The sequence below is a fragment of the Agrobacterium sp. MA01 genome (assembly GCF_009650195.1).
GTDB lineage: Bacteria > Pseudomonadota > Alphaproteobacteria > Rhizobiales > Rhizobiaceae > Allorhizobium.
This window is the reverse complement of the sequence record NZ_CP045854.1, coordinates 2579893-2603458: the sequence shown is the minus strand read 5'-3', so window position 1 is coordinate 2603458 and position 23566 is coordinate 2579893. Positions and strand designations below refer to the sequence as shown.

Sequence of the window (23566 nt, the reverse complement as noted above, 5' to 3'; positions counted from 1 at the left end):
AAGGCGCCCCATGCGAGGCGCCTTTTCAATTCTGTGACGGATGCGGCCGATCAGATTGCCGACGGCTGCAGCGTCATCGAGGTGCCGGTTGCTGCGATGTTCAGGCCGATCTGGCCGGAAATGCTGACGGGCTGCAGGTGGATCGAGCCGGAGGTGCCGCCGAACAGCACATTGGCACCGATGCCGGCGCCGACGGTCGCTTCTGCGGTCGCGCCGCCATAAAGGCCGCCGAGCGAGCCCTTGTGGTAACCGGCAGTCGGGGCGAAGACGGCCCAGATCACGCGGCTCTGGGTGGTGAAACCGAGGTCGACGCCGAACTTCTTGATCGAGCCGGAATAGGTGTCGAGCGGCTCGCCGTCGATCACGGAGGTAAAGGCACAATCGGCTGTTTTGGCAGAGCCGAGGACATAGCCGAAGCCGCCGCCGATCTGGCAATCCAGGTAGCCGATGCGCACACCGCCGACACGGTCGCTTTCGATGACGACGGGGGCAGGAGCCGCGCCGGTCATGTCTGCGGCGGCGGTAATGCCGGCCGAGGTGAGGACGGGGAGGGCGGCGAGGGTGAGCGTAACGAATTTCTTCATGGGATTTCTCCTTCCATGTTCTGCTGCCCGCGGGGAGGTTGGCCGTTTTCGGCTTCTCGGGCAGCGTGGAACAACGCCTATCGGCAAAGATTGATCCAACTGAGGCTGAAGATAGGCGGCAAGGTGGCGATCCACCGGCTTATCGGCCCAAGGGGAAACGACGTCGCGCCGGGCTTCCCTTGCCGGAACATTCGCCCCGTTCGGCGCTTGTCCCGGACACCCAAGCAGGAGGCCTCCCATGACACTCACCCTTCCCGACCTCGCCAAGAAGATGCAGAAGATCGACTTCTGCATGATGATCACCAAGTCCGAATTCGGCGCCATCGCCAGTCGGCCGATGAGCAATAACGGCGATGTCGACTATGACGGCGACAGCTACTTCTTCTCCTATACCGACACCCGCAAGATCCGTGAACTGACCGCCGATCCGACCGTGTCGCTAACGTTTACCGCGCCGCCCAGCCTGCTCGGCAAGCCTGGCATCTTCGTCGCCGTCTCCGGGCGCGGCAGCCTGATTGCCGACAAGGCCGTCTTCGAGGCCCACTGGACCAAGGATCTCGATCGCTGGTTCCCTGAAGGTATCGACACACCGGGCCTCGTGATGATCAAGGTGCATGCCGAGAACATCCAGTATTGGGATGGCGAGGACAATGGCGTGATCCGCGTCTGATCTCCAGGTCCGTCAGCTGCGAGATGGGGCGTCGACTGTAGTCGGCGCCCCATCTCGTTCCCGACGCGACATCCTCTCTGCCCATCCCGCCGCGATCAGACGGATTTTGCAGTGCAAACGGGTCGTGCGTCTCTTGCAGAATGTCGCAGACAGGCTGCAATTGTCTTTGCCCGCCTCTTAAGATCGGCGCTACATCATCCACTCCCAGACATCAGGGTTCACAAGGCTATGGCAGAGTTTCCGACCAAGGCGAAAGTCGTCATCATCGGTCTAGGCGGCATCGTCGGCGCGTCGATCGCGCATCATCTCATCGAGCGCGGCTGGGACGATATCGTCGGCATCGACAAGTCGGGCATACCCACAGACATCGGCTCGACCGCGCATGCCTCGGACTTCTGCTACACCACGTCCCACGACTATCTCTCGGTCTGGACCACGCAGTATTCGATCGATTTCTTCGAGAAGATGGGCCACTACGCCCGCATCGGCGGTCTCGAAGTTGCCCGCACCGGCGATGACATCTGGATGGAAGAGATCAAGCGCAAGCTTTCCTCCGCCAAGGCTTTCGGCACCCGCGCCCATTATGTTTCGCCGGCCGAGATCAAGAAGCTCTTCCCGCTGATCGAGGAAGACCAGGTCATGGGCGGCATGTTCGATCCCGATGCCGGCCTCGTCATTCCGCGCTCCCAGACCGTTGCCGGCAAGCTTGTCGATGCGGCGGAACAATCCGGCAAGCTCAAGTCCTTTGCCAATACGCCGGCCCAGTCCCTCATCGTCGAGGGTGGTCGCATCAAGGGCGTCGTCACCCATCGCGGCACGATCATGGCCGATCACGTCGTGGTCTGCGCCGGTCTCTGGGGCCGCCTGATTGCCGAAATGGTCGGCGAAGACCTGCCGGTCATGCCGGTCGACCATCCGCTGACCTTCTTCGGCCCCTATAACGAGTTCGAAGGCACCGGCAAGGACATCGGTTATCCGCTTTTGCGCGACCAGGGCAATTCCGCCTATATGCGCGACACCGGCGACCCGAAGACGTCTGAAGGCGGCCAAATCGAATGGGGTTATTACGAGCAGCACAATCCGCGCATGTGCCATCCGCGCGAGCTCCTCGAAAAGCACGAGGCGCGCCTCTCGCCCTCGCAGCGCGACCTCGACATGGAGCAGATCATCGAGCCGCTCGAGCGCGCCATGGAGCTCACCCCGATCCTCGGCGAACTCGGCTATAACGAGAGCCATTCGTTCAACGGCCTCCTGCAGGTCTCCGCTGCCGGCGGCCCGTCCTGCGGCGAAAGCCAGAAGGTGCGCGGCCTCTGGTACTGCGTCGCCATCTGGGTCAAGGACGGCCCGGGTTATGGCAAGCTGATCGCCGACTGGATGACCGACGGTCGCACCGAGATCGACCACAATTCGATCGATTACGCCCGTTTCTATCCGCACCAGCTGACCGAAGACTTCATCGCCGGCCGCTGCTACGAGGCCGCCCAGAAGATCTATTTCCCCGCGGTTCACACCCGCGAACCCTATGCATCCGGTCGCGGCGCCAAGCGCTCGCCGATGTATGAGCGCGAAGTCGAGCTCGGCGGCTACTTCATGGAACTCGGCGGCTGGGAGCGTGCGCATGGCTACGCCGCCAACGAGCACCTGCTGGAGAAATATGGTGATCGCGTTCCGGTCCGCGCAAACGAATGGGACAACCGCCACTTCTGGCGCGTCTCGAATGCCGAACATCTGGCGATGAGCGAGGATTGCGGCATCGTCAACTTGAGCCACTTCCACATGGTCGACATCGAAGGTCCTGACCATGTCGAGCTCCTGGAATGGCTCTGCGCCGCGAAGATCGGCGGTGACGGCAATATCGGCAAGGGCATCTACACCCACTTCCTCGACGACGAGGGCATGGTGCGCGCCGACTTCACCGTCTTCCGCCTCGCCGACCGCTGCCGCCTGGTCAACGGCGCCGATGCCGGCCCGCGCGACTTCCACTATATGAAGCGCGTGGCGCAAGATCGTGGCCTCGATGTCACCATCACCGACACCTCGGAAAAATACATCACCATCGGCATCTGGGGCCCGAACGCCCGCGTGACGCTGAAAAAGGCCGTGGCCGACCCGGCTGGTCTGGACCCCGAAAACTTCCCCTTCGCCGCGATCAAGCAAATCGAAATCGCCGGCAAGCCGGTCACCGCCTTCCGCATCTCCTATGTCGGCGAGCAGGGCTGGGAACTGCACATGAAATACGAGGACGGCCTCACTGTGTGGGATGCCCTTCGTGCGACGGGTGTGATGGCCTTCGGCGTCGAGACCTATGCCAACTCGCGGCGTATGGAAAAGAGCCTGCGCCTGCAGAACGGCGACCTGCTTACCCAGTACAACCTGATCGAAGCCGATCTCGCCCGTCCCAAGGTCAAGGAAGCCGATTTCCGCGGCAAGGCCAAACATCTCGAATACAAGGCCCGCGATAAGCAGCCGGCGATGCTCTGCACGCTCGTGATGACCGACAATGTCGACAAGTCAGGCACCGCCCGCTACCCGGTCGGTTCGATGCCGGTGATGGACCCCGCTACCGGCGAAGTCCTGATCGACAGCCTCGGACGGCGCTCCTACACGACGTCTGTGGCCTTTGGCCCGACGATCGGCAAGAACATCGCGCTGGCCTATCTGCCGGCGGACTATTGCGAGGTGGGGCGGAAGCTGAATGTGGAATACTTCGCCGAGAGCTTCCCGGTCGAGGTCGCGGCGGTGGGGTATAAGCCGCTGTATGATCCGGAGAACTTGAAGCCGCGCAGCTGAGGGCAGGGCGGTTTGTTCAGGGGGGAATGGACCCGTCGGTTGGGAGACCGGCGGGTTTTTTGTCGGGGCTTTGGTCACTCAATTTGCATTTTGCCGAATTCAGCGAGTTTGCGCACGAGCTCTTGCATGTCGTCAGGTACCTCACCGACGTGCATTGCATCAATGATCGCATTTGCTGTTACGCTCACTGAAAAGTTGTCAGAGAGATATTTGTTGACTGCGCTAAGCGCGTCTTTAGCTGGAACGAGTCTGTGCCAAGCATTCTTGTCTTTCCATTGTTCTTCAAATTCTTTTAGAAGTTGTTCATGGACAGTAGCTTGATGTCGTCCCGACGGGTTCTCCTTTTCGAAACGGCTCCGGAAGTCAAGGTATTGGGCTGATACGTAAGTTTTGCGCTCGTCACAAAACGATGAAAGTACTGCGCCAACATCCAAACGCTCCGAGTCTCGCATTGCGTTCCCGGAACGCTTTGCATGTTCCGCAAGTCGGTGGCGTGCGGCGCGCTCTATAGCGGTCGCATGGAGGACATAGCTCTCGATTTCTTTGCAGTTGTGCAATACCGCTAAGTCGCAGAATTCCATGCACTTCTCGGTTATGTGTGCACACTCGTCTGCGCTCCGATAGTCTTTGTCCAATATGGCGGCCGCTCGGATCCTGCCGCCAAGCGTTGCTTCCATGCCTGCCTTGAGATTGCGGATTCTCTCTGGATTGAAGCCATCCACGGGTACAACAGCAAAATCACGTCTATTCCCAACCGACTCTGCACCAAGTTTACGCGCGAAACGTCCTAGGATCTGGAAGTCTTTGCCTTCCACGAACAGCACCCTTCGTGTCTTGGCTAATTGTGTTAGAACAGGATTCAAACTTGACCCTATGACCGAAAATACGCTCGTTAGTTGTCCGGGGTCTTTTATGCGCCGAGCTGCGGCTTTCCCCTTGGCGACCAAAAGAATGTCGTTGGCTTCCGCCTCTGTGATCATCTCCGTCGAGTGTGTTGCGAGTAGTATATCTGGCCCAATGGATTTCAATATTTCTAATAACTGCCTCTGCAGTTCCGCATGAAGGTAAATGTCTGGCTCATCGATGAGGAAAAGTGAAACGTCCTTTGATTGTATAATGTGGGTTAGCATCTGGCACCAAACTTGGAATCCGAAGCCTGCCCAAAACAGCTCTCGAGGTTTCCGTTCTTCGGGGCGGTACATATGAAGTCGCGGCTTTTGATGGGTCCTGTCAATTTCTGGTGGATTGATGTCCATCCCTGGCCACGTTTGTCGAAGTAAATCTCTAAACTCCTCAAATCGTTCTGGGTAATGGTGCCATATATTGCGAAAATTTCGCGCCGCTGTGTAGCTGAATAGCGCTAGGCGTGCGGCTTCCTTCTCGTATAGCTGTTCGTGGTGGTCTACAGGGCCAAGAATTGGAACAAAACTAATTGGGCAGTTAAATTGCTTCGGGAAATTTGTGGGAGATCCGTAGGGCTTGCCCTGGGCGTCGGGTATCAACAAGCATACACCCTGTTCAGGAAAGTATAACGTTAAAGCGTTTCCGTTGGATAATTGAAATGTAACTGTTGCTGCCTCATCATCATCATAATTGTAAAAAATGTTCTCTTCAGCCACGGATATTGTCGAAAGCTCTATGTCGTACCCTAGAGTCAGACCGCCGGGGCCCTTCACGGCTGTCGCCTTTCGGGCATTCGCTTTGCGCATCGCTGCCGCAAGTATACGGAAGGCCGCTAGTATCGTGGATTTCCCAGCGTTATTCGGGCCCACCAGTATATTGAAGTGCCCAAGTTTCAGCGTAAATCGTTTGAATGCTTTGAAACGGACGAAGTCAACTTGCGTGAACTGATGCATGTTTGAGCCACAGTTTGTTGCATTATCCGTCGAAGGTAGTCGATGCTCGATCTGACGACAACCTGCGGGCGTTGGATTCGAGTGACGTATCGAACCTGGAAATAGCGCAAATCTTCACTTCGTTCCCAAGTTGGTGCGGCCCAAGGCTTCAAGCTCCGTGGTTTGCCTATCAAGGAAGGACGGCTAGGGGCGGCCCTACCTCCCCCCATGCGGGGGAGGACGGAAAATCGAAGGCTTAGGCGAGCGTAAGTCGCCTAAACTTCAGATTTTCCTGGAGAGGGGCACAGTTTCGTTGGTACTGACATCACCGAGCCCCCCTCTTGCGATTTCAGATGTTTAGGCGGCTTGCGCTCGCCTAATTCATCGAAATCGCTTTCTCCCCCGCAAGGGGGGAGATAGGCGTCGCGCAAGACGCCATTGCCCCTTATCCCAATCACTTCAGCCCCTCATCCGCCCTTCGGGCACCTTCTCCCCGCATGCGGGGAGAAGGCCAGAACGGCCACCGCTTGCGCCTCCCTCTCCCCGCCTGCGGGGAGAGGGTAGGGTGAGGGGCAAAGCCACAAACTCGGCATTTCCCGCAAAAAGGGGGATGAATCTCGAAAATCCCTCAACAAAATCAACAAAACAAATTTTTTTCATCCCCGCCCATTTCCCCTGTTTTACCCTAGTCCCCGTCCCGCCCTCGGATACACCTGACGATGCGATGTCAGGCGAGGCGGGGCCTGCGCCGGGGTGGCGTGCTCTCGCAGGCACAAATCCCCGGCCCGCTGCAACGGTCTCCCTCCGGACGAAGGGGTGGAAGTGATGGCGGACGGTCGGATGCCCGACGCCTGAAACCCCTGATCGGAAGGACGTGCCTCAGAGGCACACAGACAAGGCGCCAATGCTGTCGCGAACATCCAGACAGCGGGGCGAATAAAACGGCGGGGATGCGAGCCGAGGTCGATGACCAAGGCTTCATCCCCCGGGCGAGGGTCCCGGTCGGAATGGTGCACCATCCGGCGGGAACCTCCCGGGCCACCGGCCAGGCTATGGCAGACATTCCCTTGGGAAGACGCTGCCAAAGCCGGACCCGCGCCCGGTCATTCCTCGGGACGCAAGTTCCAAGGACCGTCGCCGCCTTGCCAGAGAGACGCATGCAGCGGGAATAGACGCCGAACGAGGCGCCGGAAGGAGCCACATAAACTACTTAGACAGGTTGCTTCTGGCGCCTCGTCCGAGACAAGCATGACCGACCCGGAGGGAGTTGATCCCGACCGGTGGCCGAGCATGCGTATTTTGACAGTTCAGTTCCTGGAGGGGGGAGAGCGGGCCGCAAGCGCGGAGGCCATCTCCCCCTTGGTGGGGGAGAAAGCGATTTCGATGAATTAGGCGAGCGCAAGCCGCCTAAACATCTGAAATCGCAAGTGAGGGGGGCCGTTCGTCGTGCCACCATCACCGATCCCCTCACCAACAAAATCTGAGGTTTAGCCCTGATCGGGCTAAGCCCTCGATTTTATATCCTCTCCCACAAAGGGGAGAGGAGAATTCAAAAATCATTTGTTCTCCCTTGAACAAATGGGCGTAAACTGCCCATCTTGAGAGAGACGAAAAACGAGAGGAAACCGCCATGGACGGACAGGTATCGCCGAAATCCGAGATCGCGGATCCCGCCGCGCGTATCGCGTCCCTGCTTGCCGTCCAGAAGGCGGCCTGGGCGACGGATGTCACGCCTGATCATGCCACCCGCGACGATCGGCTAGTGCGGCTCGACCGGATGGTCGAGGCCTGGCAGGAGCGTTTTGCCGCGGCGATTTCTGAGGATTTCGGCAATCGGCCCGCCGTCGTTACCACGCTCACCGATATCGTGCCGGTGCGGGCCGCGATCCGCCATGCGCGCAGGCATCTGAAACGCTGGATGCGGCCGCGTCGCGTCTCGCTCGCCTGGACCGGCAAGCCGGCCTCGGCGGTCATCCTGCGCCAGCCGCTCGGCGTGGTCGGGATCGTCGCCCCCTGGAACTATCCGCTCAATCTGATGCTGTCGCCCTTGGTCGGCGCCCTTGCTGCCGGCAATCGGGCGATCCTGAAACCGTCCGAGTTGACGCCTGCCTTTTCCGAGGTGCTGGCAAAAGCCATCTCCGAGACGTTCTCCGAGGACGAGGTGGCTGTCGTGACAGGCGGGCCGGATGTAGCGACCGCCTTTACCGCTGCACCCTTCGACCATCTGATCTTTACCGGCTCGACCGCCGTCGGTCGCAAGGTGGCGGAAGCAGCGGCGAAGAACCTGACGCCTGTTACCCTCGAGCTCGGCGGCAAGTCGCCCGCCATCCTCGATCTCTCCGTGCAGTTCGACAAGGCCGTGCCGCGTCTCGTCTGGGGCAAGCTTCTGAATTCCGGCCAGACCTGTGTGGCGCCCGATTATGCGCTGGTGCCGCGCGAGCGGGTCCAGGATTTCCTCACCGCCGTGAAGGCAGAGGTTGCGCGGCAATACCCTGGTCTGCCTGCCAATGCCGATTACACCACGATCATCATCCCCCGGCATTACGAGCGGCTCACCCGCCTCGTCGAGGAGGCGCGCGAAACAGGCGCCGAGGTGGTCGAGCTTGCCGGTCCGCATGATCCTGACGCCCGCGTGTTTTCGCCGGTCGCGGTAATCGGTGCGCCGGATGAGACGGCGGTGATGTCGGAGGAGATCTTCGGGCCGATCCTGCCAATCGTTGCCTATGACACGCTGGACGATGCGATCGCCTATATCAACCACCGCGACCGGCCGCTGGCGCTCTACTGGTTCGGCGAAGACAAGGCGGCGCAGGAGCGGGTCTTGGCCGGCACGATTGCCGGTGGCGTCACGGTCAACGACACGATCCTGCATCTCGCCCAGGACGATCTGCCCTTTGGCGGCGTGGGTGCCTCCGGTTACGGCGCCTATCACGGCGAAGTGGGGTTCCTGGCGCTCAGCAAGGAGAAGCCGGTGCTGAAGCAGTCGGCGATCTCTGGCGTGAAGTTCCTCTATCCGCCTTATGGGCGGATGGCGCAATGGATGCTGAAACTGCTCGGGCGCTTCGGCTGACTGATCAGGCTTGTCGGTCAGCCGGCAGCAAGGCGGGGGGACTGCCGTTCGGGGGCAAGCGCCGGCTTCGGCTTCGGGGCCCGCACCGCAAGCTCGAAATCGGCGAGCGGCATAGGCCGGCCGAAGAGATAGCCCTGGAAGAACCGGCAGCCGGTCGTCTCGAGAAAGGCGAGCTGGGCCGGGGTTTCCACCCCTTCGGCCACGGTTTCGAGGCCGAGATCGGTGGCGATCGCCCTGATCGAGCGGACGAGGGCGGCATCGCGGTCGTTTTCGGCGACGGCTGCGACAAAGCTGCGGTCGATCTTGAGCTCGCTCACTGGCAGGCGGCGCAGATAGGCCAGCGAGGAAAAGCCGGTGCCGAAATCGTCGAGCGAGAAAGTGAGGCCGAGCCTCTTCAGGGACACCATTTTCTCCGCGACGGGTTCGAGCCCGGCGATCAAGACGCTTTCGGTGAGTTCAAGCCTCAGACGTGTTGGATCGATGCGGTGGCGGGCGAGCAAGTCCTGCAGCGTGGTTTCGAAATCGCCCTCGTTGAACTGGCTGGCGCTGACATTGACCGAAAGGGTGAGGCGCCCGAGCCTCGGATCGGCCTGCCAGCGACCAAGTGTCGCCAAGGCCTCTTCGAGCACGAAATTGCCGACGAGCGTCATCAGTCCGACTTCTTCGGCGGCTGGGATGAAGGTGGAAGGCGGTATCGGGCCCTTGGCTGGGTGGTGCCAGCGCAGCAGGGCTTCAGCACCCATGATCTCGCCCTTCGCATCGACCTGCGGCTGGTAGGCGAGGCTGAGCTCGCCATGCCGGAGGGCTGCCACCAGATCTCGGGCGATGCCGCCTGGCGCCGAGAGCCGTTGCTGCAGGGCGTAAATGGCAGTGCAGAAGATGAGGGCGGCCATGGTCGGATTGAGCCAGACGCCGATGCGGTGCAGATCCGGGGGAACCGGCTGGGCAAAGGGGAGCCTCAGATCGGCCGCATGCAGGACGACGAAGGAGACGAGGCTTGCGGCGATCACCGAAAGCTGGAGACGGGATGGTCGGCGCAGATAATTGATGTAGGCGAGCATGCCGAGCACAGGCAGGAAAAGATGCGTCACGCGCGGCGCGCCATTCTGCGGTACGTCGAACATCAGGCAAAAGCCGATGACAAAAATGAGAAAGCTGATCTGCGCGACAAGGAGGAAGAGATCGAGCCGGCGGCGGGTGACGAGCGCGAAGCAGACAAGGGCGGCGAGAACCGGAAAGAACTCGGCCAGCGCCAGCAAGGTGTAGCCCTTGACCAGAAATATCAGCGACCAGAACAGCGCGACGCCACCCACGGCAAGCGTCACGGTCTGATAGACCCGGATGACACGATCCGCCTTGTCCTCCTGATTGGCCTTGCCGAACATCATTCGCCAAATCGTCCCTTCGGGGCCCCGGTTAGGCCTCTCTGGCACGGTGATCCAAGTGCGTCCGGAGGCTGAAATTCAGAATACCCTAACTTAGCCCACTAAAGAAACCATGTATCTCGATCATCAAGTCTTTCTGTTCGTTGCGAAGCCTGTCGGGCCGTAGAAGGTGCGGGGCGGCCCATCTGCCGATGAACCGCCCCTTTGGACCTTAACGGTCCAACCTCCCCCCGGAGACTATTCAGCAGGATTGTTCAGCCCGCCTTGGCGACCTTCATCACGTCGGGATCGTAGACGCGGCCAAAGCGGTTGGCGAGGAAGGCGGGAAGGTCGATCTCTTCCTGGCGGACGAAGCCTGCCTGGGGCAGGGTGCCGTCGGCGAGCAGGTCAAGCACGGTGCAGATGCCCGCAGCCGTGGTGATCTGGATGGCGCTCATCTTCTTGGCAGCCACCACGCCGGCATAGACCTTGTTGGCATAGGTTTCCTGCAGGTAACGGCCATCCTTCCAGCCGCAGACCGTGACGAAGACGACAACCACGTCCTGCATGGTGGCCGGCAGGGCGTTTTCGAAGAGGTCCTTCAGTACGTCGCGGCGGTTCTTCAGGTTGAAGTCGTTGAGCAGTGCCTTGATGATCGCCTGGTGGCCGGGATAGCGGATGGTGCGGTAGTTCATCGTGCGCACCCGGCCTTCGAGCGTCTTGGCCAGCGTGCCGAGACCGCCGGAGGTGTTGAAGGCCTCGTAGGTGACGCCGTCGAGCGAGAATTCCTCGCGCTCTTCCATGGCCGGCACGACAGTCAGCTTGCCTTCGACGATCGCCTCGCAGGGCTCGATGTATTCGTTGATCAGCCCGTCGGTCGACCAGGTGAGATTGTAGTTCAGCGCATTGGACGGATATTGCGGCAGGGCGCCGACGCGCATGCGGACCGTATCCAGCGTGTCGAAATGCTTGGTCAGGTCGTTGGCGACGATCGAGATGAAACCGGGGGCAAGGCCGCATTGCGGAATGAAGGCGGAGCGTGCGCCGCGGGCGAGCTCTTCCACCTTGCGGGTCGTCGCCACGTCTTCCGTTAGGTCGAGGTAATGCGTCGCGGTGCGTGCGGCACTTTCGGCGATTGCGCCGGTCAGGTGGAAGGGAGCGGCGGAGAGGACGGCGAACTGGCCGGAAAGGGCCGCGTCGAGAGCGTTCGCGTCTGATATGTCGAGTTCGAGCGTCTTCACGGCCGTATGTGCATCGAGCTTTGTCAGCTGTTCGGCGCTGCGGTCCGCGACTGTGACCGCGTAGTCGCCGGTTTCAGCGAGCATCCGGGCAATTGCGCCGCCGATCTTGCCCGCGCCGATGATGGTGATGTTCTTCATGGTTGCCCCTCGCATGCCTGATGTCCGCAATTCGGACGAGATGTCATTTGTCAAAGCAGTTTGCGGGCGGAGCCTGTCGATTCCAAGTGACGATCTGATCAGATTGCGGTATCAATACGAACGTATTGACGAGCAAAGTGGACGAAATGCAGATCACGGACAAGGATCGGGAGTTGCTCTCGCTGCTCTCGGAGAATGCGCGGATGCCGGTGGCGGAACTCGCGCGGCGGCTCAATCTGTCACGCACCACGGTTCAGGCCCGGCTGGAGCGGCTGGAAGCGCAAGGGGTGATTGCCGGCTACCAGGTGCGGCTCTCCGATGCCTATCAAAGCGGGCTGATCCGGGCGCATGTGATGATCACCATCGCGCCGAAGGCGCTGACCGCGGTGACCGGAGAGTTGAACGCGATCCGCGAGGTGACCGCACTCTATTCGGTGAACGGTCCCTACGACCTGATCGCCATTGTCGCCGCCCCGTCGATTTCCGAGCTCGACCGATTGATCGACCGGATCGGCGAATTGTCCGGCGTCGAGCGGACACTGTCGTCGATCATTCTGTCGACGCGGATTTCGCGATGAAGACCGCAACCACTCTTTCATCTGTAAACCCTTAATAAACCATATTTCGTTATCTTGTCTTAATCGTTCTGGGGGTTGGGATGGGTATTGTTACACTTCTGCTTGCATCGGTTCTCTGGCAGACCGGCCTGCCTGCAGCGCGAGCCGCCGAGGAGGGCGCGCCCCTCGAGATTGCAGGGGGCACCTCGACATGGATCAGCCGACACGGTTCAGTATTGGTCCTCGATCGCGAGCGTGACGGGGTGTTGCAAGGCTATCTCATCAACAATTCACCGGGTAAGGGTTGTCGCGGCCTTCCTTACGCGCTTCACGGACGCATCATCGAGCGGACGATCACCTTTCAAGTTACCTGGCGAAACGGCGTTGAGGATTGTCCGAGACAGACCGAATGGCGTGCCGAGATCCGGTCGCTGGAGAATGGTAGCTTTGAGCTCCGTGCGGAGTGGGAGCAGTTTTCGACAGTCATCGCGATCGGGCTCAATCATGATGAGGCACGAAGAGGTAAAGACCTCTTCACCTTGCAGATGAGCAACGAGCCGCCGCAGAGCAATGGGTCAGAGGTTTCGGTAATTCCCTAACTGGGTTTTGGCTACGCCGCCTTCAGCTCCGCCCTTGCCAGTGCCCGTTCGAGTGCTGCGATGCAGGTTTCGTCATGGTGGCGGCCGGCCCCTTCCCAGAGGATGGCGAGTGCCTTTTCGACCGGCATGGCGGCGCGATAGGGGCGGTCGGCGGTCAGTGCATCGAAGACGTCGGCGGTGGCGACGATGCGTGTCTCGAAAGATATCTCGTCGCCCTTCAGGCCGCGCGGATAGCCGGAGCCATCGAGTTTTTCGTGATGGGTGCCGCCAATCAAGGCGAGATCGGCGAAAGCGGCGATGCGCGAGAGGATGGTCTCGGAGAATTCCGCGTGGCGCTTCATTTGCTCCCATTCCTCGCCTTCAAGGCGGCCGGGTTTGTCGAGCACGCTGTTGGAGACGCCCAGCTTGCCGATGTCATGCAGCAGGGCTGCACGCTTCAGGCGGCGTCGTTCCGGCAATGCCATGCCCATTTCCTCGGCGATCAGGTCGGTGAAGAGGGCGACGCGATCGCTGTGGCCTGACGTGTAGGGGCTCTTCGCATCGATGACGCGGGCAAAGCCTGCGGCGATATCATCGAGATAGCACTCGTCGGCCATCACCGCCTGGCGGCCCGGTTCGAGCGCCAACACATAGGCTTCGAGATTCTCGGAGCCGAGTTCGGCAAAGAACACCGGGGTGGCCAATGCTTCGAAGATAGTGACGAGTTCCGGATCGAACCAGCCACCGGCGCGCTTCTTTACCTCGATAAGAGCTGCTTCCGGGCCCTGATGGACGAAGAAGACGTCGATCACCTGCGCCATGAGAGCGATGCGAGCAAAAAGGTGGATTTCTTCGCCCTTCAAACCTTGAGGCAGGCCGCCGCCATCGACATGTTCGTCGAGATCCAGAATGCCGCGTGCTACCTCTTCGGAAAAGCGCATCTGGCGGGCGATTTCCGCGCCGCGCTGGCAGCGGGTCTGGATGAGGCTGGTCGAGATCTCGCCGCCATTCTTGAAGATGTTGAGAATGCCGCGGAAGCGTTCGGCAAGCCCCGCTTCCATGCCGGTGTGGGAGAGCACGAATTTCAGAATCTGCGGGAAGGAGCCGTCGACCAGTTTGAAGTCGTGTTTGAACTTCAGGTCATCGGCCAGATAGAGCTCGCAGATGCGGGCGGCATTGGACGAGCAGCCGAGATCCTTCAGGAGCAGGGTGTAATAGAGATCGCGCAGCGCCTCTTCGCCAAGACCGAGCGCCTGGCCGATCCGCGTGCCGATGAAGCAGCAGCGCACGCAATGGCCGGCGGGCTGACCTTCCGTCATGTCGAGCGCGTGACTGAGTGCCTCGATCAGTTCCGCAAGCCTGATGGTCTGGGTCATGGCGCCTTCTCCTCCCGTTAGACCAATTCCGGCGAAAACGGAGTAGCATCCATGCCCTATCCTCTTGTTTTCTTGCAATTCCGGAGGCAAAGCGCGCTTCGCGCTTTTGCTTTGACTGCTCCAGTCTGAAGGAATGGGATTAAGAACGGGTATCGCTGCGGCGGTCGCGCGATCACGCAGCCGCGAGGGCGTTGTCCCGGGCGACTGCGCGTTCGAGGGCGTCGACGCAGAGCGGGTCGTGATGCACCCCTGCGGTCTTGCGGATGACGGCGAGTGCTTCTGCCGGGGTGATCGGAGCCCGGTAGGGTCTTTCGGCCGTCAGGGCATCGAAGACATCGGCGGTGGCAACGATGCGGGTTGCGAGCGAGAGCTGGTCGCCAGTGAGCCCACGCGGATAGCCCCTGCCGTCGAGCCGCTCGTGATGGGCGCCGCCGACCTCCGCCAGTTCCGCGAAGGCGGGTATTTGCGAGAGGATGCGCTCGGAATGCGCTGCATGGGCCTGCATTTCCGTCCATTCCTCGGGATCGAGACCGGAGGGCTTGTTCAACACCCGGGCCGAGACGCCGAGCTTGCCGATGTCGTGCAGCAGGGCTGCCCGACGCAGGCTCCGGCATTCGGACGCAGAAAGGCCGAGTTCTTCGGCGATCTTCACGGTGATTTCCGCGACGCGGTCGCTATGGCCGGCGGTGTATGGGCTTTTTGCGTCGATGACGCGGGCGAAGCCCTCCACGATATCGTCGAGATAGTCGTCGTCTGCCAGGATGACCGTCTGACCCGGCTCTGCTGCCAGCACCTTCAGCTGGAGATCCGGCGCCTTCAAATCGTCCCAGACGCCAGGTTGTGCCAGCACGGCGAGGCAGGCATCGACGACTGCGGGATCGAGCCAGGTGCCCCGGCGGGCGCTGAGCTGACGCAATGCCTGTTCCGGGCTGCCATGGCTGGAATGAACATCGACCACCTGGGCTGCCAGTGCGATGCGGGCGAAAAGATGGATCTCTTGCCCTTTGAGGCCGTCTGGTCGGCCGGTGCCGTCATAATGCTCGTCGAGCTCGCGGATGCCGGCTGCGACATCCTCGGAGAACCGCATCTGGCGTGCGATTTCCGCACCCCTGTGGCAGCGGATGCCGACCAGTTCTCCCGCATGTTTGCCTGAACGCAGTGCCTTAATGACAGCCTTGACCTTGCCCGCAACACCGCGACGGGCGCCGGCGTGGCGGAAGACCTGTCGCAGCAAGCTGGGCAGCGTGCCATCGACGCGGCGGAAGTCGCCCTTGAAACTGGTATCGTCCGTATCGAAGATCTCACACATGCGCACCGCATTGGCCGAGCAGCCGAGATCCTTCAGCATCAGGGTGTAATAGAGATCGTGCAACTGCTCTTCCGGCAGGCCCAGGCGGCGACCTATGGCCGTACCGATATGGGCGGTGCGAATGCAGTGTCCGGCAATCTGTCCGCCGGTCAGGTCGAGTGCGTGGCTGAGGGCACCAATCAGTTCAGCGAGGCGTATCTGTGCGAGCATGTGTATCTCCGTCGCTGCCAGATTTAACCCTTAAGAGTTAAGGGGTCGTAGATAATTCGGATATCCTCACATACGAAACGCCTGTGATGGCAACCTCCTGTTCACTCCTTCCATGCTTGTCTTTTTCCCGCATTGTCTTAAGCCATGAGACGCACTATGTGCGGATAAGCCAAACCAACGAGGACTGTCCCCTGTGATGAACGAAGACGAAGACGACAAGAGCAAGGAACTGCCGATCGGCAAGGAAACGGAAGCGAACCTCTTCAAGTCGCGTTCGATCTTCATCTATGGCGGCATCACCATGGAGCTGGCGCAGAAGGTCTGCACGCAGCTCGTCGCGCTTGCTGCTGCCTCGGATGAAGACATCCGTGTGTTCGTCTGCTCGCCGGGCGGCCATGTCGAAGCCGGTGATGCGATCCACGACATGATTCGCTTCATCAAGCCGAAGGTCTTCATAATCGCGACCGGCTGGGCCGCCTCTGCCGGCTCGCTGATTTTCGTAGCGGTTCCGAAGGAGCGCCGTCTGGCCCTGCCGAACACCCGCTTCCTGATGCACCAGCCGTCTGGCGGCACCCGCGGCATGGCCTCCGACATCGAGATCCAGGCCCGCGAAATCATCAAGATGAACGAACGCCTGATCAAGATCTATGCGAAGGCCACCGGCCAGAGCCAGGAGAAGATCGCGAAAGACATTGACCGCGACTACTGGCTCTCGGCCGAAGACGCCGTCACCTATGGCCTGGTCGGCCGGATCATCGAGAGCCACGCCGACATCGGCTGAGGCTTTCGCCTGAGATTGACCTGAAAAAGCCGCCGGAGCGATCCGGCGGCTTTTGTCGTTTTAGGCTTTTCGATCAAATCAGCGGGCAACCGCGGCGATTGGCAAAACGCAGCTGTTCAGGCCCGCGACGGGTAAAGCCACGCACCGTGATGCTGCGATCGGTGACGCGCACCACTTCGGCGCGGCGCAGACCCTCTTCGGTCGCCGCACGCTGGGCTTCACGCGGGCTGCAGCCGCGATTGCGGTCGCGGCGGTCACGCTCGGGTTCGCGCTCGCGAATGATCGGGCGCACACCATCCGGGCCGATGCGCAGTTCAATCCCTTGCGCGGAAGCCGGGGCGGCAAAGGGGGCGGCGAGCGGAAGGCCGGCGAGGGCGAGCGTGGTGACGAGCGCTGCGCGCAGGAACTTGGCGGACATTATGGGGCTCCTTTGATGTCTTGGCGAGGAAAGTCGCACGGAGCCCGAAAGTTCCCTCGTCTCAGGCGGATGAGCCGGCTTTCAGCGCCACTCGTGCAGCCTGTCAGCCATCAGCGGCCTGGATGTCACCAGCGGCAGGGTACCCTCCGCACGCTCCGCATAGGCGATCGCATCTGCCTCGTCGTTGAAGCCGATAAAGATCATCGACAGCGACTTCGCCTTCGGCGCGCCCTTCTTGCGATAGGCGAGCTTCACCGCGCAATGCGGAAAAGCTTCGTCCAGCACAGCACCTTCGGGAAGCGCATCCGACAGCGCCAGATGGGCGCCGAGGCCGAGGAAACGATCGATGGCGGCAAAGGCGGTCGCGTCCGGCAGCTGCCTGTTCTCGGTCGAGCCGGGCGCGCGGCCCCAGAACAGGCTGTCGACCAGCCCCTTGGCCCGCTTCGACTTCACCACGACGAGACCGCCGGCCGCGACAAGCTCCAGATGGGCTTCCCAGGTCTGGAAGAGGCCCGGAGACTGGTGGAGTTCGGTGAGGAGAGGGCGGAGGGCGGCGGTGAGGTCGGTGTGGAGGGCAGGGGGCATGGGCGGGTGTCTCGGCGAGTGTGGGATGGTGTGTGGCGGCCTCGTAGCATGGTGAGGGCGGGGTGGATATGCTCAGTTCGGCTCTGGCGTCAGATCGACACGGCTTTCCTTGCCATCCGGCGTCTTGAGCACGAGTTCGACGCCGCCGCCGATGGAGCGCATGTAGCGGACCACGGAGGAGAGGAGCACGTCGTCGGCGCGTTCGATTTTCGACACGGTGTTCTGCGTCATACCGGCCCGGGCTGCGACATCCTGTTGGGTGGCCTGCATGGCCTTGCGGACCTCGGCCAGTGCCTTGCCCAGCCGCCGCTCGTTGCGCTTGGCGTCGAGGCGTGCGCGGACGTCGTGCGGCAGTTCGGCGCGCAGTGTTTTCCAGTCAGTGTCCATTGCGTTTCTCCTTCAGCCAGGCTGAAAACCGGGTATCGGCCTTGCGGATCAGGGACTTGTAAAACAGCGTCTGACTCATGCCCTGCTTGTCGCCGCCGCAGAGGATGATGGCGCTCTGGGACGGATCAAAGGCGAAGGCGAAACGCCAGACCTGTTTGCCGAACCGCACCCGGATTTCCTTCATACTAGTGCAACATGGGTATCTAGTTTTCAGATTGCATTCACTCTAGATTTGCAATCAAAAATCGATTTTGCAGATCCGAACAACAATCATTTCGTGGAGGGGGAATGCCAGTTCTCGATCAAAAGATTCTTATCCTCTGTAAAACTTATCCCTCGCCTAGCGGTAGGTACGCCGAACTGTCCTGTGTTGCCGGGATGCTTGAAAGTGGAGAGTTCATCCGACTTTTCCCAGTTCCTTTTCGCCATATTGCAGAAGAGCATCAGTTTCGTAAGTGGCAGTGGATTGACGCTAAAGTTGAAAAGGCGCGGAGTGATCATCGTCCGGAAAGTTACTCGATCAAAGTTGAAACTATCGTACCGGGCGCGACGGTGCCGACAAAAAATGAATGGGCTGCAAGACGTAACTTGCTTTCCCGTCTAAAGCTTTTCTCTTCTTTTGATGACGTTCGATCCCATCAGGCAGAAACAAAAAGCTCAATAGCTCTTTTGAAGCCATCCCGAATTTTGGGTCTCGATATCGAACCTGTTTCCGAACCGGACTGGACAAAAGATGAGATTGCTAAGCTCGAACAAGCGCAGAAACAAGCAAGCTTGTTCGATGAAGACAATCAATCGGTTCGGCGGCTAAGGAAGCTACCCTTCGACTTTTACTACCGATATGAATGCGCATTGCCGTCCGGAATTCTATCTTTTCGTCACAAATTGGTCGACTGGGAAGTCGGTGCCCTGTTTTGGACATGCAGGAAGAATTATGGGAACAATTGGGAGGAGAAATTCCGCAACAAGCTAGAGGTCTCTATTCCCTCAAGTGACCTTATGTTTCTGATGGGTAACCAGCATCGCTTTCAGGATCAGTGGCTTCTAATTAGCCTCATATACCCACCTCATGCAAAGCAAGGCCTTCTGCTTTAACCGCAAGTCGATCTCTGTTTCGAACGTACCGATTTGGATCGTCGGCATAGAGATGCATCATCTGATATCCAAACATCGCCATTTTCTCACCCACTATAAGGCGGTGGCATGTCTTAGGATCGCGCTCGAAGCAAAGTAGGCAGGTAATGCTGTCGTCAGCTTTGTCGGCTAAATCTTCAACTACGGAAATGACATTGGGTTGATCAATATAGGCAGAATAGATTTTCCGGAATAGCTCGTAGTTGCCAGCCTTTGCTGCTTCTCGCCCTGCTTTCGGATCTCCGAGATCTTGCATCGGCAAATACGCAATACCTTCTTGCGCAAGCCGATCTCGAAGAACGTTTTTTGAGAATCCTTTCTTTCTAGAGAGAGGGACAGCGCGAACGTCGGCAACGGATTGAACGCCGACCGCTTTAAGCGTCTGAACGAAGCGATCAATGTCGGTGCCCTCATAGCCGATGGTATACACGGTCTTCATGTTGATCTTTCCCATTTTGCATCACAGCATAACATGTGTGATCTGGCGTGACGCTTGCCATTTTGACGCCGCTAAACCCATTTGCGTAACTGCAGAAACTTGTAACCCCGCCGAATTTCTCCGGCGGGGTCCGCATTCCCTCAATCCTCAAGCGCTATCCGCGCTCTTAGAACTCCACAGCCCGATCGCCATCCTCGTCCTGAATGCGGGTCGGCAGGCCGATCTTGTTCAGGAGGTTGATGAAGGGCTTGGGCGGCAGTTCTTCGACGTTGGCCATCTTCTTCACGTCCCATTCGCCGGTTGCGACCAGCATGGCCGCAGCAACCGGCGGGACACCCGCCGTGTAGGAGATGCCCTGGCTTCCCACTTCGTTATAGGCTTCCTTGTGGTCGGCGACGTTGTAGATAAAGACGGTCTTTTCCTTGCCGTCCTTGAAGCCCTTCACGTAATCGCCGATGCAGGTCTTGCCTTCGTAGTTGGGGGCAAGCGAGGCGGGATCCGGCAGGCAGGCCTTGACGACCTTCAGCGGCACCACTTCGGAACCGTCGGCGAGCTTGATCGGCTGTTCGGAGAGGAGGCCGATCGACTTCAGGACGGTGAAGACGTTGATGTAGTGATCGCCGAAGCCCATCCAGAAGCGCACGTCGGCGCCGTCCATGTTCTTGGCCAGCGAATGCACTTCGTCATGGCCGCAGAGATAGGCGCGGCGCGTGCCGACGACCGGCAGGTCGTAGTCCTTGCCGATCTCGAACATCTTGTTGACCTGCCATTCGCCACCCTGCCAGGAATAGACGACGCCGGTGAATTCGCGGAAGTTGATTTCCGGGTCGAAGTTGGTGGCGAAGTACTTGCCGTGGCTGCCGGCATTGATGTCGACGATGTCGACATCGGTCACCTTGTCGAGATATTCGTCCTTGGCGAGACGCGCATAGGCGTTGACCACGCCCGGATCGAAGCCGGCGCCGAGGATGGCGGTGATGCCCTTTTCAGCGCATTCTTCCGCACGCTTCCACTCGTAGTTTCCGTACCACGGTGGGGTCTCGCAGATCTTGTTCGGCTCTTCATGGATCGCGGTGTCGATATAGGCCACACCTGTGTCCATGCAGGCGCGCAGCACCGACATGTTGAGGAAGGCAGTGCCGACATTGATGACGATCTCAGTGCCCAGCTTCTTGATCAGGGCCTTGGTGGCTTCGATGTCGAGGGCGTCGAGCGCATGGGCTTCGAGAACGCCCTCCTGCTTCATCGCCTTCTTTTCATGAACCGAAGCGATGATCGCGTCGCACTTCGCCTTGGTGCGTGAGGCGATGTGGATGTCGCCGAGCACGTCGTTGTTTTGCGCACATTTGTGGGCAACCACCTGCGCGACGCCGCCGGCGCCGATGATGAGCACGTTCTTCTTCATAATGGGACCAACTCCTATGTCCAATCGTCAGAACCTGGGCTTGAAGGATTTCAAGACAGGCTTTGTTCGTAGTCCGTGTAGTCGAACTCACGGACCGTCCTGAGGCTGCCATCCAGTTCGCGGATGGCGATTGCCGGCATTTGCACGCCGTTAAACCAGTTTTTCTTGACCATCGTGTAGCCGGCGGTGTCCTGCAGCGAGATGCGGTCGCCGATGTTCAATTCCTGTTCGAAATTGAACTCGCCGAAGATATCGCCAGCAAGGCAGGACTTGCCGCAGACCTGGTACCGGTGCGGTCCCTGGTTAGGGTGGACCTTTGCGCTTTCCCGGTAGATCAGGAGATCGAGGAGATGCGCTTCGATGGAGGAATCCACCACGACAAGGTCCTTGCCGTTATAGAGCTTGTCGAGCACGGTGACTTCGAGCGTGGTCGACTTGGTGATCGAGGCTTCGCCGGGCTCCAGATAGACCTGGACGCCGAACTCGCCGGAGAAGCGCTTGAGGCGCTCGGCGAACTTCTCCAGCGGATAGTTCTCGCCGGTGAAATGGATGCCGCCGCCGAGCGAGACCCATTCGGCCTTCTTCAGGAGGGGACCGAACTTCTGTTCGATATCGCCGAGCATCTGATCGAAAAGGTCGAAATCGCCGTTTTCGCAGTTGTTGTGGATCATGAAGCCGGAGATCAGGTCCATGACCGGCTCGACCTTCTTCAAATCCCATTCGCCCAGCCGCGAGAAGGGGCGGGCAGGGTCTGCGAGGTCGAAGGTCGAGGAGGAGACGCCGGGGTTCAGCCGCAGGCCGCGGATGATGCCGGAGGACTGGCTCTCGAAACGGGTCAGCTGGCCGATCGAGTTGAAGATGATCTTGTCGGCGTGGGAGACGACCTCGTCGATCTCGTAATCGGCGTAAGCGACCGAGTAGGCATGGGTTTCCTTGCCGAAACGCTCGTGGCCGAGGCGGACTTCGTTGAGCGAGGAGGAGGTCGTGCCGTCCATGTAATCGCGCATGAAATCGAAGACCGACCAGGTGGCGAAGCATTTCAGCGCCAGAAGCGCCTTGGCGCCGGAAAGTTCGCGCAAGGTCGCGATCTTTTCCATGTTCTGGAGCAGCTTGGACTTGTCGATCAGGTAATAAGGAGTCTGGATCAAGGCTCTATCCTTCGTGAACCCAGCCATATCTGGCGGAAGTGAACGGGACGCCCCGAATGCGTCGGAGGGGTCCCATAGGCAAAAGGGGGTCAAAAGGCAAGCATATGCTCAAGGGAATCTCCCCCGTTCCTCCTGTTTGCCTTGACATGGTGAAACGGCGATGACGATCAACCCGGCCGTTTCACAAGGCCGTCTTGCGTGGACGGGAATGCAGCCATGCGTGAGGCGGCGGGCTTCGTTCAGCAATCGGCAAGCTTTGCGTTGCTAAGCCAGGTTGTATCGGTTCTGCCTGGACGCCTCATGCATCTCGACCTCGCCACCATCCTGATCCTGCATCCGCTGTCGCTGACGGTCGGCGCGCTGTGTTTCCTTTATCTGCGCTTTGGCTCGCGGCGCGGCCATGGGCTCGGCAAGATGGCCGTCGCGTCCCTCGTGCTTGCTGTCGCCTCGGTACTGGCGGGCGCCTCCGAGCAGGGCTTCGTCGCTTACGAGACCTGGACCTATCTCACGACGATCGTCACCCCCGTTGCCTATGTTCTGATGCTTGTGGGGCTGAGCGACGTGATCACGGAAGACCGTGCGGGCAGGCTCTGGTGGGCGCTGCTCGTGCCTGCTGGCATCGCGGTCGCTGCCCTCGTGACCGCGTTTCCGCTGGAAAGGTTCTACCGCGGCGCAGTTTTCCTCACCTGCATGGGCGGCTTTTCGGCCGCCTCCGCTGCACTGGTGATGTGGGATCCGAAAAGGCAGAGGCTGACGAGCCGTTTCGGGCTTGCGGCAGCCTTCGGCGCCAAGGCCGTCACCGCTGCCGTAACCTTCGTGGCGCTCGTCGTGCCTGATAGCGTCCAGATGACGCCGGCGGCGGCATTTCTCGTGCTGATCCTCGCCCAGTTTGCCATCGCCATGTTTGTGCTGATTCTGGTGCAGGAGCGGGCAGAACAGAGACTGATCGCCCTCACCGAAACCGACAGCCTGACGGGCATCCGCAATCGCCACTGGATGATGGACCGTCTGCCGCGCGAGGCGCCGGTCGGCAGTGCCTATGTGATCATCGACATTGACCACTTCAAGCAGGTGAATGATCGTCTTGGTCATCTGGCGGGTGACGAGGTGCTGACATCGGTGGCGCAGGCGATGACACGACAGCTGGGGCGCAATGCCATCCTGGCGCGTATGGGGGGCGAGGAGTTCGGCCTCTATCTGCCGGCTGCCAACGAGGCTGATGCCATGCAAACGGCGCAGCAGTTGTGCGCCTCGATCGCCGCGCTGACCATTTTCCACGAGGGGACGAAGATTGCGGTGACCTTGAGTGCCGGCGTGGCTGTGGCGCCAACGGCAATGTCGATCATGCAGCTCATCGGCCGCGCCGACGAGGCGCTTTACGCCGCCAAACGCGGCGGCCGCAATCGGGTCGTTCTGGCGCGATTCGAGACCGCGGCACATGATATGCGCCTCCCGGAGGTCGATATGCCAATGGTGGCAAAACCCGTCTGAACCGCGGGAGGGCGAACGCTTTTGCCGTAGCGGCGGCTTGCCACAGCGACCGTAAT

21 protein-coding genes are annotated in these 23566 nt (G+C 60.0%); 8 read left to right on the top strand and 13 right to left on the bottom strand.

Going from position 1 to position 23566, the window contains the following annotated elements; genetic code table 11:
- Positions 1-50: 50 nt before the first annotated feature.
- Complete coding sequence (locus GH983_RS12665; RefSeq protein WP_054148498.1) at positions 51-584, bottom strand: DUF992 domain-containing protein; 534 nt, start codon at positions 582-584, stop codon at positions 51-53.
- Between the two features lie 238 nt (positions 585-822).
- On the opposite strand from GH983_RS12665, the gene GH983_RS12660 reads away from it, so the two are divergent.
- Positions 823-1254 carry a pyridoxamine 5'-phosphate oxidase family protein gene (locus tag GH983_RS12660; RefSeq protein WP_069043647.1) on the top strand — a complete coding sequence of 144 codons (432 nt, stop codon included), beginning with the start codon at positions 823-825 and terminating at the stop codon, positions 1252-1254.
- A gap of 228 nt (positions 1255-1482) precedes the next feature.
- Complete coding sequence (locus tag GH983_RS12655) at positions 1483-4044, top strand: FAD-dependent oxidoreductase (RefSeq protein WP_153762562.1); 2562 nt, start codon at positions 1483-1485, stop codon at positions 4042-4044.
- A gap of 74 nt (positions 4045-4118) precedes the next feature.
- On the opposite strand, the gene GH983_RS12650 is transcribed toward GH983_RS12655, so the two are convergent.
- Entirely contained in the window at positions 4119-5900 is a 1782-nt protein-coding gene (locus GH983_RS12650; RefSeq protein ID WP_153762561.1) for an ATP-dependent endonuclease, read from the bottom strand.
- Positions 5901-7509: 1609 nt separating this feature from the next.
- Here GH983_RS12650 and GH983_RS12645 point away from each other — a divergent pair.
- Complete coding sequence (locus tag GH983_RS12645; protein ID WP_153762560.1) at positions 7510-8949, top strand: coniferyl aldehyde dehydrogenase; 1440 nt, start codon at positions 7510-7512, stop codon at positions 8947-8949.
- Between the two features lie 17 nt (positions 8950-8966).
- Here GH983_RS12645 and GH983_RS12640 read toward each other — a convergent pair whose 3' ends face one another.
- Both GH983_RS12640 and GH983_RS12635 read right to left on the bottom strand, forming a co-directional pair.
- Entirely contained in the window at positions 8967-10337 is a 1371-nt protein-coding gene (locus GH983_RS12640) for a bifunctional diguanylate cyclase/phosphodiesterase (protein ID WP_153762559.1), read from the bottom strand.
- 251 nt (positions 10338-10588) lie between these two features.
- The gene (locus GH983_RS12635) at positions 10589-11692 is read right to left on the bottom strand and encodes a saccharopine dehydrogenase family protein (RefSeq protein WP_069043651.1); all 1104 of its coding nucleotides are present in this window, start codon (positions 11690-11692) and stop codon (positions 10589-10591) included.
- 146 nt (positions 11693-11838) lie between these two features.
- Here GH983_RS12635 and GH983_RS12630 point away from each other — a divergent pair, with 146 nt between their 5' ends.
- A complete protein-coding gene (locus GH983_RS12630) occupies positions 11839-12270 on the top strand; it encodes an Lrp/AsnC family transcriptional regulator (RefSeq protein ID WP_054151446.1) in 432 nt (143 codons plus the stop codon).
- A gap of 80 nt (positions 12271-12350) precedes the next feature.
- Positions 12351-12848 (top strand): avidin/streptavidin family protein, encoded by a 498-nt coding sequence (locus tag GH983_RS12625; RefSeq protein ID WP_153762558.1) that lies wholly within the window; start codon positions 12351-12353, stop codon positions 12846-12848.
- Positions 12849-12859: 11 nt separating this feature from the next.
- Here GH983_RS12625 and GH983_RS12620 read toward each other — a convergent pair whose 3' ends face one another.
- Entirely contained in the window at positions 12860-14203 is a 1344-nt protein-coding gene (locus GH983_RS12620) for an HD-GYP domain-containing protein (RefSeq protein ID WP_069043653.1), read from the bottom strand.
- 172 nt (positions 14204-14375) lie between these two features.
- Positions 14376-15722, bottom strand: coding sequence for an HD-GYP domain-containing protein (locus GH983_RS12615; protein WP_153762557.1), 1347 nt, complete (start codon positions 15720-15722; stop codon positions 14376-14378).
- A gap of 196 nt (positions 15723-15918) precedes the next feature.
- Between GH983_RS12615 and GH983_RS12610 the strand changes: the two genes are divergently transcribed.
- Complete coding sequence (locus GH983_RS12610; RefSeq protein WP_054151449.1) at positions 15919-16503, top strand: ATP-dependent Clp protease proteolytic subunit; 585 nt, start codon at positions 15919-15921, stop codon at positions 16501-16503.
- A 73-nt stretch (positions 16504-16576) separates the two neighbouring features.
- Here GH983_RS12610 and GH983_RS12605 read toward each other — a convergent pair whose 3' ends face one another.
- The 4 genes from GH983_RS12605 to GH983_RS12590 all read right to left on the bottom strand — a co-directional run bounded on the left by GH983_RS12605 (position 16577) and on the right by GH983_RS12590 (position 18062).
- Positions 16577-16921, bottom strand: a complete 345-nt coding sequence (locus tag GH983_RS12605) for a hypothetical protein (protein WP_153762556.1) — start codon at positions 16919-16921, stop codon at positions 16577-16579.
- An 81-nt stretch (positions 16922-17002) separates the two neighbouring features.
- Positions 17003-17506, bottom strand: a complete 504-nt coding sequence (locus GH983_RS12600; RefSeq protein WP_153762555.1) for a hypothetical protein — start codon at positions 17504-17506, stop codon at positions 17003-17005.
- Positions 17507-17578: 72 nt separating this feature from the next.
- Positions 17579-17893 (bottom strand): helix-turn-helix domain-containing protein, encoded by a 315-nt coding sequence (locus tag GH983_RS12595; RefSeq protein ID WP_153762554.1) that lies wholly within the window; start codon positions 17891-17893, stop codon positions 17579-17581.
- Positions 17883-18062 (bottom strand): type II toxin-antitoxin system RelE/ParE family toxin, encoded by a 180-nt coding sequence (locus GH983_RS12590; protein WP_246727399.1) that lies wholly within the window; start codon positions 18060-18062, stop codon positions 17883-17885. The genes GH983_RS12595 and GH983_RS12590 overlap by 11 nt, the downstream gene beginning before the upstream one ends.
- A 119-nt stretch (positions 18063-18181) precedes the next feature.
- On the opposite strand from GH983_RS12590, the gene GH983_RS12585 reads away from it, so the two are divergent.
- Complete coding sequence (locus GH983_RS12585; protein ID WP_153762552.1) at positions 18182-18988, top strand: hypothetical protein; 807 nt, start codon at positions 18182-18184, stop codon at positions 18986-18988.
- On the opposite strand, the gene GH983_RS12580 is transcribed toward GH983_RS12585, so the two are convergent.
- The 3 genes from GH983_RS12580 to GH983_RS12570 all read right to left on the bottom strand — a co-directional run bounded on the left by GH983_RS12580 (position 18948) and on the right by GH983_RS12570 (position 22019).
- Positions 18948-19466 (bottom strand): DUF488 family protein, encoded by a 519-nt coding sequence (locus tag GH983_RS12580; RefSeq protein WP_153762551.1) that lies wholly within the window; start codon positions 19464-19466, stop codon positions 18948-18950. The genes GH983_RS12585 and GH983_RS12580 overlap by 41 nt on opposite strands.
- Positions 19467-19632: 166 nt before the next feature.
- Positions 19633-20871, bottom strand: coding sequence for a saccharopine dehydrogenase family protein (locus GH983_RS12575; RefSeq protein ID WP_153762550.1), 1239 nt, complete (start codon positions 20869-20871; stop codon positions 19633-19635).
- A 50-nt stretch (positions 20872-20921) separates the two neighbouring features.
- Entirely contained in the window at positions 20922-22019 is a 1098-nt protein-coding gene (locus tag GH983_RS12570) for a carboxynorspermidine decarboxylase (protein ID WP_153762549.1), read from the bottom strand.
- Between the two features lie 216 nt (positions 22020-22235).
- Here GH983_RS12570 and GH983_RS12565 point away from each other — a divergent pair, with 216 nt between their 5' ends.
- Entirely contained in the window at positions 22236-23510 is a 1275-nt protein-coding gene (locus GH983_RS12565; protein ID WP_153762548.1) for a diguanylate cyclase, read from the top strand.
- Positions 23511-23566 lie beyond the last annotated feature (56 nt).